The organism is Altererythrobacter sp. CAU 1644, from assembly GCF_029623755.1.
GTDB classification, from domain to species: domain Bacteria; phylum Pseudomonadota; class Alphaproteobacteria; order Sphingomonadales; family Sphingomonadaceae; genus Erythrobacter; species Erythrobacter arenosus.
Genome location: NZ_CP121106.1, coordinates 1,519,043 through 1,535,274 on the forward strand (window position 1 = coordinate 1,519,043; position 16,232 = coordinate 1,535,274).

At 63.9% G+C, this 16,232-nt stretch carries 12 protein-coding genes; 3 read left to right on the plus strand and 9 right to left on the minus strand.

The window, feature by feature from the left end; all coding sequences use genetic code 11:
* Positions 1-281: 281 nt before the first annotated feature.
* On the plus strand, positions 282-2,624 hold the full coding sequence (locus tag P7228_RS07540; protein WP_278017595.1) for a CDC48 family AAA ATPase: 2,343 nt from the start codon (positions 282-284) through the stop codon (positions 2,622-2,624).
* A 15-nt stretch (positions 2,625-2,639) separates the two neighbouring features.
* Here the strand turns inward: P7228_RS07540 and P7228_RS07545 are convergent, their stop codons facing one another.
* From P7228_RS07545 to polA, 3 genes are all read right to left on the minus strand, one after another.
* The gene (locus tag P7228_RS07545; RefSeq protein ID WP_278017596.1) at positions 2,640-3,755 is read right to left on the minus strand and encodes a mechanosensitive ion channel family protein; all 1,116 of its coding nucleotides are present in this window, start codon (positions 3,753-3,755) and stop codon (positions 2,640-2,642) included.
* Entirely contained in the window at positions 3,730-4,983 is a 1,254-nt protein-coding gene (locus P7228_RS07550) for a sensor histidine kinase (protein ID WP_278017597.1), read from the minus strand. Before P7228_RS07550 ends, P7228_RS07545 begins: the two co-directional genes overlap by 26 nt.
* Before the next feature lie 110 nt (positions 4,984-5,093).
* Positions 5,094-7,928 (minus strand): DNA polymerase I, encoded by a 2,835-nt coding sequence (gene polA / locus P7228_RS07555; RefSeq protein WP_278017598.1) that lies wholly within the window; start codon positions 7,926-7,928, stop codon positions 5,094-5,096.
* A 264-nt stretch (positions 7,929-8,192) separates the two neighbouring features.
* Between polA and P7228_RS07560 the strand changes: the two genes are divergently transcribed.
* Positions 8,193-8,444 carry a hypothetical protein gene (locus P7228_RS07560; RefSeq protein WP_278017599.1) on the plus strand — a complete coding sequence of 84 codons (252 nt, stop codon included), beginning with the start codon at positions 8,193-8,195 and terminating at the stop codon, positions 8,442-8,444.
* A 115-nt stretch (positions 8,445-8,559) separates the two neighbouring features.
* Here P7228_RS07560 and P7228_RS07565 read toward each other — a convergent pair whose 3' ends face one another.
* The 5 genes from P7228_RS07565 to P7228_RS07585 form a co-directional block, all read right to left on the minus strand.
* Positions 8,560-9,582: a serine hydrolase gene (locus P7228_RS07565; protein WP_278017600.1), complete on the minus strand. Its 1,023-nt coding sequence runs from the start codon at positions 9,580-9,582 to the stop codon at positions 8,560-8,562.
* A 139-nt stretch (positions 9,583-9,721) separates the two neighbouring features.
* Positions 9,722-10,129, minus strand: coding sequence for a baeRF12 domain-containing protein (locus tag P7228_RS07570; protein ID WP_278017601.1), 408 nt, complete (start codon positions 10,127-10,129; stop codon positions 9,722-9,724).
* A gap of 138 nt (positions 10,130-10,267) precedes the next feature.
* A complete protein-coding gene (gene groL, locus P7228_RS07575) occupies positions 10,268-11,905 on the minus strand; it encodes a chaperonin GroEL (RefSeq protein WP_278017602.1) in 1,638 nt (545 codons plus the stop codon).
* A gap of 53 nt (positions 11,906-11,958) precedes the next feature.
* Positions 11,959-12,246 carry a co-chaperone GroES gene (groES, locus tag P7228_RS07580; protein WP_278017729.1) on the minus strand — a complete coding sequence of 96 codons (288 nt, stop codon included), beginning with the start codon at positions 12,244-12,246 and terminating at the stop codon, positions 11,959-11,961.
* Positions 12,247-12,407: 161 nt separating this feature from the next.
* Entirely contained in the window at positions 12,408-13,802 is a 1,395-nt protein-coding gene (locus tag P7228_RS07585) for an MATE family efflux transporter (RefSeq protein ID WP_278017603.1), read from the minus strand.
* Between the two features lie 185 nt (positions 13,803-13,987).
* On the opposite strand from P7228_RS07585, the gene P7228_RS07590 reads away from it, so the two are divergent.
* Positions 13,988-14,527 (plus strand): acyloxyacyl hydrolase, encoded by a 540-nt coding sequence (locus P7228_RS07590; RefSeq protein WP_278017604.1) that lies wholly within the window; start codon positions 13,988-13,990, stop codon positions 14,525-14,527.
* Positions 14,528-14,586: 59 nt separating this feature from the next.
* Here the strand turns inward: P7228_RS07590 and P7228_RS07595 are convergent, their stop codons facing one another.
* Positions 14,587-16,215, minus strand: coding sequence for an MBL fold metallo-hydrolase (locus P7228_RS07595; RefSeq protein WP_278017605.1), 1,629 nt, complete (start codon positions 16,213-16,215; stop codon positions 14,587-14,589).
* Positions 16,216-16,232: the final 17 nt, after the last annotated feature.

A 16,232-nucleotide genomic window follows, 5' to 3' on the forward strand; every position in this document is an offset into this window, starting at 1 on the left:
CGAACCGTGATCTTTTCGCACTTGCGGAATCGCGTGCTGCACTGCACATAGGACGGGCCTTTCAGGCATCCTCTCCCAAAACTTCCCAGCCCGGTCGCTTGCGACCGGGCTTTTTCTTTTGGTCGCCGATCGGTTCGCCAGCGGGGCCTTTTCCAGCCGCTCACACTAGGTATTTTCTCCGGCAAGGGCACACTTCGGCAGTTCGCTCATTTGCAATAGTGACGCGGCTCCCTAGCTTGGAGGCGCGACCAAGTGGATTATTGCGACGGGAGAATTGCCTCATGGCCGATGCGGATGCCGCGACGAAGGACAAGACCGACGAAAAAACCGTTCGGCTCCAGGTAGCAGCGGCCCGGCAGGAAGAATCGGGGCAGGGTATCGCTCGCATGCCGCGTTCGGCGTTCCAGGCGCTGGGTATCACCGAGGGTGACGTGGTCGAAGTCACAGGCAAGCGCTCGACGGCCGCGATTGCGATGGCAGCCTATAGCGAGGACGAAGCGCTCGACGTCGTCCGTCTCGACGGTCTGCAGCGCGGCAATGCTGAAGTCGGTTCGGGCGAGCATGTGAAGATCGCCCGCGCCGAATCGCGCCCGGCGACACGGGTCGTCTTCGCCCCCGCCCAGCGCGAGATGCGGCTGCAGGGGCCGGGCCAGGCGCTCAAGCGCAATTTCTTCGGCAAGCCGCTCGTGGCAGGCGACCTCGTCGCCACCACCGGGCAGCAACCGGTGCAGAACATGCCGCCAGACGTGCGTCAGTTGCTGCGCACCCCCGCCTATGCGCTCACCCAGATCCGCCTCTCCGTCGTCTCGACCACGCCCAAGGGCATCGTCCATATCGACGAGAATACCGAGGTCGAACTGCGGGCCGAGTTCGAGGAACCGCGCGATGCCCGCGCCGTGGTCAATTACGACGACGTCGGCGGAATGGGCGACACCATCCAGCAGTTGCGCGAAATGGTCGAGCTGCCGCTGCGCTATCCCGAGCTGTTCACCCGCCTGGGCGTCGATCCGCCCAAGGGCGTGCTGCTGCACGGCCCGCCCGGAACCGGCAAGACCCGGCTGGCGCAGGCCGTGGCCAACGAAAGCGACGCCGAGTTCTTCACCATCAACGGCCCCGAGATCATGGGATCGGGCTATGGCGACAGCGAGAAGGCGCTGCGCGAAGTGTTCGAACAGGCGAGCAAGTCGGCGCCCGCGATCATCTTCATCGACGAGATCGATTCGATCGCGCCCAAGCGCGACCGCGTCCCCGGCGAGGCCGAGAAGCGCCTGGTCGCGCAATTGCTGACGCTGATGGACGGTCTGGAAGCGCGGGCGAACCTGGTCGTCATCGCGGCCACCAACCGCCCCGATGCGATCGACGAGGCGCTGCGTCGACCCGGTCGCTTCGACCGCGAGATCGTGATCGGCGTGCCCGACGAGAAGGGTCGGCGCGAGATCCTCAGCATCCACACCCGCGGCATGCCGCTGGGCGACAAGGTCAATCTCGACGAGCTTGCCCGCGTGACTCACGGCTTCGTCGGGGCCGATATCGCGGCCCTGTCGCGCGAGGCGGCGATCGAAGCGGTGCGCCGGATCATGCCCAAGCTCGATCTCGACGAGCGGACGATTCCGCCAGAAGTGCTCGAGGAACTGTGTGTCACGCGCGAGGATTTCCTCTCGGCGCTCAAGCGCATCCAGCCTTCGGCCATGCGCGAAGTCATGGTGCAGGTGCCGCGCGTGTCGTGGGACGATATCGGCGGCGTCGGCGATGCGATCGACAAGCTCAAGGAAGGGATCGAGCTGCCGCTCAAGAACCCCGATGCGTTCATGCGGCTGGGCATTCGCCCGGCCAAGGGCTTCCTGCTCTATGGTCCGCCGGGGACCGGCAAGACGCTGCTGGCCAAGGCGGTTGCCAAGGAAGCCGAAGCCAATTTCATTTCGATGAAGTCGAGCGATCTGCTGTCGAAATGGTACGGCGAAAGCGAGCAACAGATCGCCAAGATGTTTCAGCGCGCGCGTGCCGTTGCGCCCTGCGTAATCTTCATCGACGAAATCGACAGCCTCGTGCCAGCGCGCGGGTCGGGCCAGGGCGAACCGCAGGTGACCGGACGGGTGGTCAACACCATCCTTGCCGAGATGGACGGTCTCGAGGAATTGCAGTCGGTGGTCGTCATCGGCGCAACCAATCGCCCGGCGCTGGTCGATCCCGCGCTCCTACGCCCCGGCCGCTTCGATGAACTGGTCTATGTCGGAACGCCCGACAAGGAGGGCCGCAAGCACATCTTAGAGATTCACACCGAGGGCATGCCGCTCGCCAAGGGCGTCGACCTGGGCGCGATTGCCGCGAAGACCGAGCGCTTCACCGGCGCCGATCTCGAGGACGTGGTGCGCCGTGCCGGCCTCAATGCACTGCGCCGCGTGGGTGGTGAGGTGAAGGAAGTCGCCAAGGAAGACTTCGATGCCGCGCTCGAGGATTCGCGCGCCACGGTGACCAGTCAGATGGAAGCCGAGTACAAGAAGATGCGCGGCGAACTGAAGAAGCGTGCGGCGGAGGTCAATCCGATCGGCTTCATTCACGAAGGGATGGTCGAGCCGACCCGCAACCGCAAGCACAGCGAGCCCGGAGACAGCGGGATCGAGTAGCCCGCAGCGAGTACCCTAGGGCTCGCCCGCTTTGGGGTGTCCGTGCGGCACTTCTAGGCGGTGGCGGATGAGCGCATCGGGCATCTCGGCCTGCAGCCAGCTGATCATGTGCTCGCGCACATCGCAGCGCAGTGCCCATAGGTCTGAGATCGACGCCGCGCTCATCGACAGGCGCAGTTCGATGCTCTCGGGATAGGTCTCGGTCATCAGCAGCGCCTTGTTGCGCCCGTCGAACAGCTTGTGCTCGTCGAGGTAGCGCTCGAATTCGGTACGGATCGGCGCGATCTCGGTCGCAGGGTCTAGATGCAGGAACACCGGGCCGGTCAGCCTCTCGCTCTTGCGTGACCAGTTCTCGAAACTGTCGTCGAGGAATCGGGTGGTGGGGACGACGAGGACGCGCTCGTCCCAGGTGCGCACGGTGATGAAGCTCATCCGCACTTCTTCCACTCGCCCGACATGGCCATCCACCTTGACGAGGTCGCCGATGCGGAGCGGCTCGGTAAAGGCCACCTGCAGACCGGCGATAAGCGATTTGAGCGCGGGCTGCGCCGCAGCGCCCACCGCCAGTGCGGCGAGGCCCGCCGATGCCAGCAGCGTGGTCCCAATATCGCGGACGCCTGGCACATCGAGCAGCATCAGGCCGACGGTGATCACGATAATCGCGATCGTGGCGGTGCGTGACAGGACCGCGATGCGCGTGCGGCGGCTGCGCACGGCGACGGGGTCGTCCGATATCTCGAGCCGGAATTCCAGCGCCGCGGTGAACGCCTTGACCAGCGTATAGGCGATCCAGCCGAGCAGTGCCGGACGCAGGAAACCGGCCAGCGGTTCCCACACCCGCTCGAGCTCGGGCATGGATTGCGCGACGAGCGTTACGCCGAGTGCGATGAAGGACCATTTGACCGGTCGCCGGACCCGGTCGACGATCATCTCGTCGATCTCGGTCTCCGACAGCTTGGTGAGGCGCTCGACGATCGAGAAGACGACGCGATAGACGATCCAGGCGAGCACGATCGCGACGGCGACCGCTGCTCCGCCAACCATTACCGTTTCCCAGTCGATCGACCAGTTGAGAGGATTGTAACGCTCCAGCATCCCGCCCGACCTATGGGGCTTGGCGAGGGGATTCAAGCTCGTCGCTTGCGACCTCGACAGGTATCGTGATGGTGACCGTGCAACCGCCGGGGCCGAATCTGCGCTCGATCGACCCGCCGAGTTGCCGCGAAGCGCTCGTCATCAGCATCGAGCCAAAGCCTTCCCGGTCGGGTTCGGGGCAATCGTCAACGCCGGTCTCGCGCCACTCGATAGTGATCGCAGCACCCTCGACCTGCCAGGTGACGATCACGGTCCCGCCATTGGCCCACGCGCCGTATTTCACCGCATTGGTGGTCAGTTCGTGGAGCACGAGGCCGAGCGGCGTGACGCTCTTGGCCGGGAGCAGGAATTCGGGGCCGGAGACCTCGGCGGGCTGGCTGTTCGACCGATAGGGCGACAGGGTAGTCTCGACCAGCGCGTGGATCGAGGCGACCGGCCGGTCGAGCGCACCCTGCGTCACCTCGTGCGCAGTGAGCAGGGCGCGGATGCGCGTGGCTATGCTGTCGACCACGGGCTTTGCTTCCGGCTTGTCGCGTCCGCTCATCTGCACGATCGCAAGGATCACCGCGAAGAGGTTCTTGACCCGGTGGTTGAGTTCCTTGGCCAGCAGGTCGGCGCGATCATGCGCTTCGGCCAGCGCACTGGCCTGCGCGGCTTCTGCTTCGGCGCTGGCGGTGCGTGCCACCAGCCGGACACTGAAGATGATGAACACCAGCACCAGGAAAAGCAGCAGGCCGAGCAAGGGGAAAAGCCTGGCCTCGGCCGCGGCGGTGGCCTGGGCCTGGTCTTCCAGGATAACCTGCTCGATATTCTCCATCTCGCCGATCGATGCCTTGAGCGCGGCCATCGCCTCCTGGCCTTCGTCGGAAAGCACCTGTCGGCGGGCTTCGAGCAGTTCGCCGTCCTCGAGCAGTTCGACCGTGCCCTCGAGCTCGGCCAGCTTCGCCTCGGCCTGTTTCTCGATTGTCGCCATCAACTGGGACTGTCGCTCGGTCGCGACCGGCGCGAGCAAGCGCTGCAGCCGATCGATCGCGGGCCGCATCTCGGCGCTGCCTTGGCGGTAGGGGTCGAGATATTTGCGGTCGAGCGTGATGAGATAGCCGCGCTGGCCGGTTTCCGCCCGCAGCGCGGCGCGCTGGATATTGCGCAGCTCGAGCAGGATCTGGTTGGTCATGCGGACCTGCTCGCGCTCGGCCCGCTCGGCCTCGATAGTCGTGAAGATCAGGTAGAACGCACCCAGCAGCGAGATGGCGATCAGGGTCAATAGCGCCAGATTCCGCCAATTGCGGTGCTGGCGCGACCTTTTAAGGCCGAGGATCGTTCGGTCAGGCACCGGCGGTCGCTAGACGAGGCGCAAGTCGCGGACAAGTAACTTCAATGGGCGGCATCCCAGCTCTTGCCGGTGCCGATCTCGACACCCAGCGGCACCGACAGCGTGACGGCGGGGGCGGCCGCTTCGGCCATGACCCGCTCGATGATCGGGCTGGCCGCCGCGACATCGCCTTCGGGCAACTCGAACACCAGCTCGTCATGCACCTGCAGCAGCATGCGCACATGGCCGAGACCGGCCTCGCGCAGTGCGGGCATCATCCGCGCCATTGCACGCTTGATGATGTCGGCGCTGGTGCCCTGGATCGGGGCGTTGATCGCGGCGCGCTCGGAGCCCTGGCGTTCGGCCTGGTTCTTCGAATTGATCCGCGGAAACCAGGTCTTGCGCCCGAACAGCGTCTCCGAATAGCCGCGCTCGCGCACCGTCTCGAGCGTCTCCATGATGTAGCGCTGGATGCCGGGAAAGCGCTGGAAATAGGTGTCGATCATCGCCTGGGCCTCGTCGGGCTCGACCTCGAGCCGACCAGCGAGGCCCCAGCGGGAAATGCCGTAGAGTATGGCGAAGTTGATCGTCTTGGCGCGGGCGCGGGTGTCGCGGGTCACTTCGCCGAACATCTCGGTCGCGGTGCGCGCGTGAATGTCTTCGCCATTGGCAAAGGCTTCCTTGAGGGTCTCGACATCAGCCATGTGCGCGGCAAGCCTCAACTCGATCTGCGAATAGTCGGCCGCGAGCAGGACATTGCCTGCATCGGGCACGAAGGCTTCGCGGATCTGCCGCCCGATGGCGGTGCGGATCGGGATGTTCTGGAGGTTGGGATCGGTCGAGGACAGGCGTCCGGTCTGCGCACCGACCAGCGAATAGCTGGTGTGGACCCGCCCGGTATCGGGGTTGATCGCCTCTTGCAGGGCATCGGTATAGGTCGATTTGAGCTTTGCCAGCTGGCGCCATTCGAGCACCTTGTTGGCGATCGGCGCGCCTTCTCCTGCCAGCCGTTCGAGCACGCTCTGGTCGGTCGAATACTGCCCGCTTTTGCCCTTCTTGCCGCCCTTGTGGCCGAGCTTGTCGAACAGGATATCGCCGAGCTGCTTTGGGCTACCGACGGTGAATTCCTCGCCGGCAAGCTCGTGGATTTCCTTCTCGAGCCGCCCGGTCTCCTTGGCGAATTCCTCGGACAGGCGAGAGAGGTGCGCCCGGTCGACCTTGATCCCGTGGCGTTCCATCTGGGCGACGACCGGGATCAGCGGACGGTCGACCCGCTCGTAGATCCTGGTGCCGCCCTCGATCGCGAGGCGCGGCTTGAGATGCTGGTAGAGCCGCCAGGTCACATCGGCGTCTTCTGCGGCGTAGGCGGTCGCCTTGTCGAGCGGCACTTCGCCGAACGGGATCTGTTTCTTGCCGGTGCCGCAGACCTCCTTGAACGGGATTGGCGTGTGGCCGAGATGGCGTTCGGACAGCTCGTCCATCCCGTGCCCGCCGCCGATGCCGTCCTGCCCGCGGCCTGCGTCGAGGTCGAAGCTGATGATCATCGTGTCCTCGATCGGGCCGACCGTGATGTCGTAGCGCGCGAGCACGTTGAGGTCGTATTTCCCGTTCTGAAAGACCTTTACCACCTCGTCGGCTTCCAGCAGCGGCCTCAGCGCGGCGAGCGCCTCTTCTAGTGGCACCTGCGTCGGCTTCTCGGCGAACATGTCGCTGCTGCCGTGGCCGAGCGGGATATAGCAGGCATCATTGGGCCCGAGCGCCAGGCTGACGCCGACCAGGTCGGCCCGCATCGCGTCGAGCGAGTTGGTCTCGGTATCGACCGCCACCACCTGCGCGGCCAGCGCACGCGCCACCCAGGCCTCGAGGCGCTCCAGCGTCTGCACCGTCTCGTACTTGCTGCGATCGACCGCCTCCATTTCGGGCAGCGGCTGGCGATTGCCCTCCGCAGTTCCGGCATCGCCCTTGGTCGTCGCCTTCTCGGGATGGAGGTTGTTGGGACGGTCGGGGCTGCCCCTGCCAGCATCGAGCCGCCGTAGCAGGGAAGTGAAACCATGCTTCTCAAGGAAAGCCGAGAGCGGTTCGGGCGGGACGCCGTCGAGCTTGAAGTCTTCCAGCGGCTCGGGAAGGTCGCAATCCTCCTTGAGCTCGACCAGCACACGGCTCATTTCCGCGTCGGCGCGATTCTCGAGGAGGCGTTCCTTGAGTTTGGACTTTTTCATGTCCTCGGCCGCGTCGAGCGCCGCCGTGAGCGAGCCATGTTCGGCGATCAGCTTGCTGGCTGTCTTGGGTCCGATCCCGAAAATGCCGGGAATATTGTCGACGCTGTCGCCCATCAGCGCCAGGACATCGCCTACAAGTTCGGGCTTCACACCGAACTTCTCCTCGACCTCCTCGATATAGATGCGCTGGCTCTTCATCGTGTCGAGCATGTCGATCCGCGCGCCATCCACCTCCCCGACCAGTTGCATCAGGTCCTTGTCGGACGAGACGATGGTGACGTTCCAGCCCTCGCGCTGTGCGGCGCGGGCGTAGGAGGCGATGAGATCGTCCGCCTCGAGCCCCTGTTCCTCGATGCAGGGCAAGCTGAAGGCGCGAGTCGCGTCGCGAATCAGCGGGAATTGCGGCACCAGGTCTTCTGGCGGCGGCGGGCGATTCGCCTTGTATTCGGGGTAGATCTCGTTGCGAAAACTCTGCGAATCCTTGTCGAGAATCACCGCGAGATGAGTCGGGCCGTCGGCCTTGTCGAGATCGTCGGCGAGCTTCCACAGCATGGTGGTGTAGCCATAGACCGCACCGACCGGGGTGCCCTCTGGATCGGTTAGCGGCGGAAGTCGGTGGTAAGCCCTGAAAATATAGGAAGAACCGTCGACGAGATAGAGATGCTGCTGCGCTGCCATGGCTGCTGTGCTAGCAGCGCGCGGGCACGCTGGTAAGCGGCTTTTCCACGCGGCGTATTTGCCATCGAGAAGCACCGGGTGAGACGTTTTTTCACCGAGGTAAAATGAGGCGAAATGATGGCCAATTGTGGCGAATCCGCTTGCGTTGCCACAAATTGGCCATTATTTAGCCACTCGAAGCCCACCGATACTCGGTTGGCTTTGCGCCAGATTTGCCTTGCAGGTCAGGTGCTTATCACTCGCTGATCTAAGGAATATAGACCTATGCGTAAGATCGTTCTTGCTGCCGCAATCGCAACCTCGGCTCTCGGCCTGGCTGCTTGCTCGGAACAGACCGAAGACGCTGCTGAAGCAACCGCTGACTCGGCAATGGCCGACGCTGAAGCAGTTGCTGACGAAGCTACCGCTGAAACCGCTGAAGCTGCTGGCGACGTTGCCGCTGCTGCTGACGAAGCTGCTGCTGAAGCAGAAGCTGCCGTCGAAGGCGAAACCGAAGCGGAAGCTCAGGCTGACTAATTCGGCTGATCGATTTTTCGATTTGGTTAGAGGGCGGTGCCGCAAGGCGCCGCCCTTTTTCTATGCCCGAAGCGATTCGCGTAGCCGGTGCGGATCCCTTGTCCGGCCGGTCGGACTAGCCGCCGCTTGAGGTCGCGCTGGTCCAATTGGGGCCGCGAGTGCGGGCCCTCACTTCGAAACCGTCATAAAGCGCACGCGCGATCTGGGCGATGCGCTGCTCGCGCGCCAGGCGCGATCCCTGGCCCGTCACATAGATAGCCACCGCGATCGCGCGGCCATCGGGGGTCTCGATAATGCCGATGTCGCTCGACGTGTTGTTGAGCGAGCCGGTCTTGTGGCTGACACGCGCTTCCATCGGCATGTTGGCCGGGATGCGCCGCTTGCCAGTTCGCGTCCGGCTCATCGCGCCGAGCAAGACGCGCCGACCCTCGGCCGACAGATATTTGCCCTGGTAGAAACCCTTGAGCATCTCCGCCATCGCCCGCGGCGTTGCCGCATCGCGCTTGTCGATGAAGGAGGCGGGATCGTATTCGCCATCGTCGCGTACGAGCGTGGCGATGTCGCGGTCGATGCTGAATTCCTTGATCCCCTGGCGGCGCACCCAGTCATTGACTTTGGCCGGACCGCCGACAGCCGCAAGCAGGGCGTCGGTCGCGGGATTGCTCGAGCGGGTGATCATGATCTCGATCAGGTCGATCGCCTGCATGTACTCGCCCTTGCGGACTGGTGCCTTGCTCGACGAGAACTTGGCCGAGGCGACGGGAATCATGAGCGGGAATTCGCTGGTGAGCGAATATTTGCCCTGTTCGACCATCTCGAGGAAGGTGGCGGCCACGGCGATCTTGCTGGTGGAGGCCATCGGGAAGAACTGGTCGCCGAGCACTGCCACTTCCTCGCCCGTGGCGAGGTCGACTGCGGCCACCCCGATCCGTCCGCGGTCGCCGTCGGCAAGCTGCGCAATGCGGCGCTCGAACGAGCTATCGTAGATGGCATCGTAGGTTTGCGGCGCGCGGAGCTCGGTGCCTAGCGCACGATCGAACGCCGCTTCAAGGTCCGCGGTTTGCGCCATTGCAGGCGCCGCGGTGGCGGCAAAGGCAGCAAAGGCTGCGAGGCTCAATTGCTTGAATCGGCTACGCATCTGACCCCAATAACATGCGTCTGGTTTTTGGCAGATTAACGGATGCCGATTCCTCCGAGCAAGAAATTTACATTCGCATGCGATGAAAAGTGCATTGCGAGCGACGGGATTCATCGTCGCTCGCAATATTGTGATTCAACTAGGCCGATGCGATGGCCTTTTCGATATTGGCCAGCGGTTCGCCGGTCAGCGTCTTGGCGATCTCGCCAACCAGCCGCTCCTTCAGCTCGACGTGATAGTGCTGGCGCATTTCGCCCAGCGTCTTGGGATCTGCGATGATCAGCACATCGCCCAGCGTGCCGGCGATCGCCTTGCTGTTGAGCCATTCGGCGGCGGCGGCACCGTGGGCCAGTTCGTCGAGCTGGGTCCGGCCGAGCTTCTTGCCGACATCGTCCTGATGGCGCACCCCGGCGCTGAAGTTGGTCGGGTTCAATTCGGGTTGCTCTTCCTTCGAAAGCTTGGGCTCGAAGGCCTGGCCGGTGTTGCGGAAGAGGGTGAAATTCTCGCCATCGACCATGGCGACATGTGCCTTGTGCGGCAGTTTCATTCGTTTTTCTCCTTCTCTCCGGATCCAACGCACGAACGCCGCTTTCGCTCCAAGCTTGGGCCCGACTTCACGCAAAGAAAAAGCCCGGCGGATCGCTCCGCCGGGCCTTCGCTATGTTCCGTAAGTCGGAAGGAGCTCTTAGAAGCCCATTCCGCCCATTCCGCCCATGTCGGGCATTGCCGGGGCCGGTTTGTCTTCCGGCTTTTCGGTGATCGCAGCTTCCGTCGTGATGAGGAGGCCGGCAACCGAAGCCGCGTCCTGCAGCGCGGTGCGAACGACCTTGGTCGGGTCGATCACGCCGGCTTCGACGAGGTTCTCGTAAGTGTCGGTGGCGGCGTTGAAGCCCTGGGTCTCGTCGCCCTCGCGCAAGAGGTTGCCCGAAACCACGGCACCGTCGTGACCGGCGTTCTCGGCGATCTGGCGGATCGGCGAAAGGATCGCCTTGCGCACGATGTCGATACCGCGGGTCTGGTCGTCATTGGCGCCCTTCAAGCCTTCGAGGGCCTTGGTGGCATAGAGCAGCGCGGTACCGCCGCCCGGGACGATGCCTTCTTCGACCGCAGCGCGGGTCGCGTGGAGCGCGTCGTCGACACGGTCCTTACGCTCCTTCACTTCGACTTCCGAAGCGCCGCCGACCTTGATCACGGCAACGCCGCCAGCGAGCTTGGCCAGGCGTTCCTGCAGCTTCTCGCGGTCGTAGTCGCTGGTGGTCGCTTCCATCTGCGTCTTGATCTCGCCGACCCGCGCCTTGATGTCTTCGGCATCACCGGCACCGTCGACGATGGTGGTGTTGTCCTTGTCGATGGTGACGCGCTTGGCTTCGCCCAGCATGCCCAGCGTGACGTTCTCGAGCTTGATGCCGAGATCTTCGCTGACCATTTCGCCCTTGGTGAGGATCGCGATGTCCTGCAGCATGGCCTTGCGGCGGTCGCCAAAGCCCGGGGCCTTGACCGCAGCAACCTTGAGGCCGCCGCGCAGCTTGTTCACGACGAGGGTCGCGAGCGCTTCGCCTTCGATGTCTTCCGCGATGATCAGCAGCGGGCGGCCCGACTGGACAGCCGCTTCGAGCACCGGCAGCATCGACTGCAGGTTCGACAGCTTCTTCTCATGGATCAGGATGTACGGATTTTCGAGTTCGACCGTCATCTTGTCGGGGTTGGTGATGAAGTAGGGCGAGAGGTAGCCGCGGTCGAACTGCATGCCTTCGACGACATCGAGTTCGAATTCGAGGCCCTTGGCCTCTTCCACGGTGATCACGCCTTCCTTGCCGACCTTTTCCATGGCTTCGGCGATCTTCTCGCCGACTTCCTTGTCGCCATTGGCCGAGATGATGCCGACCTGTGCGATTTCAGCCGAACCGGCGACGTCCTTCGAACGGCCCTTGAGGTTCTCGACGACCTTGTCGACCGCGAGGTCGATGCCGCGCTTGAGATCCATCGGGTTCATGCCGGCCGCAACCGACTTCATGCCTTCGCGCACGATGGCCTGGCCCAGCACCGTGGCGGTGGTGGTGCCGTCACCGGCGAGGTCGTTGGTCTTGCTGGCAACTTCACGCAGCATCTGCGCGCCCATGTTCTCGAACTTGTCCTTGAGTTCGATTTCCTTGGCGACGGTGACGCCGTCCTTGGTGATGCGGGGAGCGCCGAAGCTCTTGTCGATCACGACGTTGCGGCCCTTGGGGCCGAGCGTGACCTTGACGGCATTAGCGAGGGTGTCGACGCCGCGCAGAATGCCTTCGCGCGCGTCACGGCCGAACTTTACGTCCTTGGCAGCCATTGGTGTTTCTCCTGAATGTGGTTTGTCTGTTGGGAAGCGTCAGGATCCGGCGATCAGCCGATGATCCCCATGATGTCGCTCTCCTTCATGATCAGCAGGTCTTCGCCGTCGATCTTGACTTCGGTGCCCGACCACTTGCCGAACAGCACGCGGTCGCCAACCTTGACGTCGAGCGCGATGCGGTCGCCGTCGTCGTCACGAGCGCCGTCGCCGATCGCGACGACTTCGCCTTCGCTCGGCTTTTCCTGGGCGCTGTCGGGAATGATGATGCCGCCGGCAGTCTTCTGGTCGGCTTCGATGCGACGAACCAGTACGCGGTCGTGCAGCGGACGAAATGCCATGGTGATGACCTTTCTCATTGGGTTGATAATGTCAATTGGCACTCTCCCCTCGAGAGTGCCAGCGAGGCGCAAATGGGGATGCGCCGACCGTGAGTCAACGGGCTTTTGGAGAAAAAAGATTCTGGCGACGGGGCAGCTGGCGCTGCTGGTTCGGCAGCGGGTCAGGTCAGCCCGAGCCGTTCGCGACGTGTCCAGCGCCAGGTGAGCAGGATCGCGGAGAACACCAGCCCGATCGCCAGCCCGATCCACACGCCGGTACCCTCCCACGCCGTATAGAAGCCGAGCCAGATAGCGACTCCGAATCCTGGCACCCAATAGCTGAAGATCGCGATCAGCATCGGCACGCGCGTATCCTGCAAACCGCGCAGCGCGCCGGCGGCGACCGCCTGGATCCCGTCGAACAGCTGGAAGGCCGCGGCGACTTTCATGTAGCGGATCGCGAAGCCGACCATCGCCGCATTGGCGGCCAGCGTCGGGTCGACATAGATGCGCAGCAGCAGTTCGGGCGCGAGGATCATCAGTGCAGCGGTGAAGCACATGAAGCTGCCGCCCATCGCGATGCCGACCCAGCCGGCCCGCCCGATGGCCGCCGTGTTGCGCGCGCCGAAGTGATAGCCGACCCGGATCGTCGCGGCCTGTCCCACGCCGAAGGGAATCTGGAAGGCGAGCGCTGCGACCTGTAGCGCCACGGTATGCCCCGCCAGCTCCGACGCGCCGATCCGTCCCATCAGGAACGCCGCGCCGCTGAACAGCCCGGCTTCAGCGATGATGATCATCATGATCGGGCTGCCCAGGCGAAGGAGGTCCATGAAGCGCGACCATTCGGGCTTCCACCAATTGCCGAAAACCCGGTAGCGCCGCAGGCGCCGGTCCCAGCTGATCGCGATGAGATAGCTGGCCAGCACGAACAGCGAGGTGATGACGCTGGCGAGCGCCGAGCCCTCAAGCCCCATCGCCGGTGCGCCTAGATTGCCGAACACGAACGCGTAATTGCCCAGGATGCTGGCACCCAGGGCCAGCGCGGTAATGGCGGTGGCGAACACCGGGCGGCCGAGCGCCGAGACGAAGTTCCGCAGCACGCTGGCGAGGATCATCGGGATCATCGCCCACATTACGATGCGCATGAAGGCGCCCGCACGCTCCGAGAGCTGCTGCGTTTGCCCGGTCGCGAGCATGATCTCCTCGCCGTACCAGCATACCGCCATTCCGACCGCGCCGGACAGGACCGCCAGCCACAGGCCCATGCGCACCGACCGGCGCACTTCCCGCACGGCGTGCGCCTTGCGCCCCAGTTCTTCGGCGATTAGCGCGGCGACGATACCGGTAAGGCCCGAGAACGCCCACATCAGCAAGCCGAAGACCGAGATGCCGAGCGCCGATGCGGCAAGCTCGACCTCGCCCAGCCGCGCGACGAAGATCACGTCGACCGCATGCACCAGCATCTGCAACAGGTTGGCGAGCGCCAGCGGCCAGGCAAGCCGAAAGGTGGCGACGAATTCGTCGCGCCAGCCATCGCTGCTCAGGGGCAGGGGCTTCAAGGCATGGTCCTGGGTCATGACGTCGGTCGAGGCCAGCCGATCCGGATAGGTAAAGCGCGCAGCAGGCTCAAACCCTTGGTTTGTGGCAATGGAATTTCACCTTGAGAGTGCGGCGATCTGGGCACACAAGGTCAGGCTTCATCTTGCAGCAATGGCAGCCCTGCGAAGGGCGGTCGTTCTTTGGGACGTTTGGAGTGGTCGCGATGGGAAGAGCCCGCATTCTGGTTTTCAGCGCCGCGTGTCTCGCGGCCCTAGGGCTGGCGAGCGCCGCGCAAGCCGGCGAGGTCTATGGGGGGATCTATGCGCATGAGGTGGATACACCGCTGACCTTTGCCACCAACGAGGGCGGGGTCGATTTCCAGCTAGGCTACCGCTTCCATCCGATCGAGGGGGCGTGGAAGATCGAACCCTATCTCATCGGCTCGCTCAATAGCGAGGGCGATACGAGCTTTGCCGGCATCGGTGTCGGGCGGAAGTTTCACATCGGGCCGGTCTATGTCAGGCCCGGCGTAGGCCTGGTGGTGCATGACGGGCCGGGCTTTCGGATCGATCCCGATTCCGGCCGGCGTACGGACCTTGGCAGCCGCGTGCTGTTCGAGCCCGAGATCGCAATCGGCACCTATCTGTCCGAGCGCGTCACGATCGAAGCGAGTTGGGTCCACATCAGCCATGCACAGCTGTTCAATTCCGAACAGAACCCCGGCATCGACATGATGGGCGTAAGGCTGAACCTAAAGCTCTGAAGGTTTCGCGGACGAAACCGACAGCGTAGCTGATCCCGTCGCATCTTCGGACCCGCATCCTAGCGATAGGCAGGTTCGCCGATCACCCTGTCCCGCTTGGCATTGCCGACCGTGTCATTGGCCAGCCCATAGCGTTCGAACCAGTTTTCGAGCAGCCACTCCTCGTTCCCGGGTAGCGCAGTGACGGTCCGATCCTGTGCCAGCATCTGCGCATACTGTGCGGCGGACATGGGGCTGCCATGCACGGCGAGGTATCTCTCGATGGTGCCGACCGTCCCTGCCTGCTGCTGACCGCGAACCCAGTCGTCGAAATGACGGATGGCGTAACCTGCGCCCTGCCGCGGCCCTTCACCGCCGAAGCCGATCCAGATGTCCGCCTGAAAGATGGCGCGCGCCGCGGGAACATAGGCGACGACCATGTTCTCGGTATGGGGAGCATTGGCATAGACCAGGGCCCGATAGGTGGTGCCGCCACTGTCGAGCGTCAGCACCTCGTCCTCGATGAATGCGAAGCTTGCCTCGCGTTGCGGCCCCATTCCATCGACCGTGCGCGCGAGCAGTTGCCTGAGTTCGCCTTCCTTGTCTCGGGTGGTGAGAATGGTCGTGCCGATGGTGGTATAGAATTTGATCGCTATCGCATGATCGTCGTGGTGATGCGTCGGGACGATATAGCGCAGCGGCTCTCCTGCCATGTGAGGCTGCATCGCTTGGTAGACCTCCCGCGCATAGTTCGGCATGCCCCCTGCTTCGGTGGCTACCCAGAATTCCCCGGTATCGACATAGAGGATGCGGGTATCGCCGTTCCCGGCCAGCCAGACCCCGTCTGCGATCTCGATCGTCTGGATCGACCACCCCGTCCCGTCGTATCCGCTCGTATCCTCGGCCAACGTGAAGCCTTGGGGCACCTCGAAATAGCGCGCACTGTCTTCGGGCGAGAAGTCGATCGCGGCCAGCAGATAGTCGCCGGTTGCCGTGCCGCTGCGATAGTAACGCGCGCGACGATTGACCCAGATCCCGTCTCGCCGGAAGTACTGGTCGTAGACGCGCAAGGTGTCGTCCTCGACCCCCATCATGCCGGGAGCAGCTGTCTGGGCCAGCGCATGGATCAGCCCGGTCTCCGGATGGAGGTAGATGGTGACCTGCCCATCGGCATACTGGATCGTGTCGTATCGGATGCCGCGCAGCTCGCGCTCTCCAGAACGGACGAGGTCTGCGCGAGGGTTGAGCAGCAGGTCGCGCACCCACGCCCATCCTTGCCGGACGCGAACCGCGTTAACGGCGCTATCGAACCCGTGCATCTCGGCCATGCCGCCCGGCGTGTAGGTTTTCTCGATCGTGTTGAGGGAGATCGCCCGGTCGGCGGTGTAGATGTACCGGTTCCCCATCGACAGATCGCCGGCCCAGGCGCTGATACTGTCCTCGACCCCGCGCCGCGACCGGTAGTCGAGATAATAGAAGTTGCGGGTGGGGATGCGATCGTATGGCGGCTCCGTATGGCGGCTCTGGAACCTCGCGTGGAAATATCCGACCCAGTCGATCTCGACCTCGGCGATTGCTTCGAGCCGCTCTGGCCCGCCATAGGCCTCGGCCAGATCGGCAATGATCGCCTCGCTGTCATTCCCCTCGGCGTAGGCGGGCGCCCCACAGACCAGGCCCAGCATCCACGCTGCAACGACCAACATTCGCATCTTTGGTGTCCTCCCGG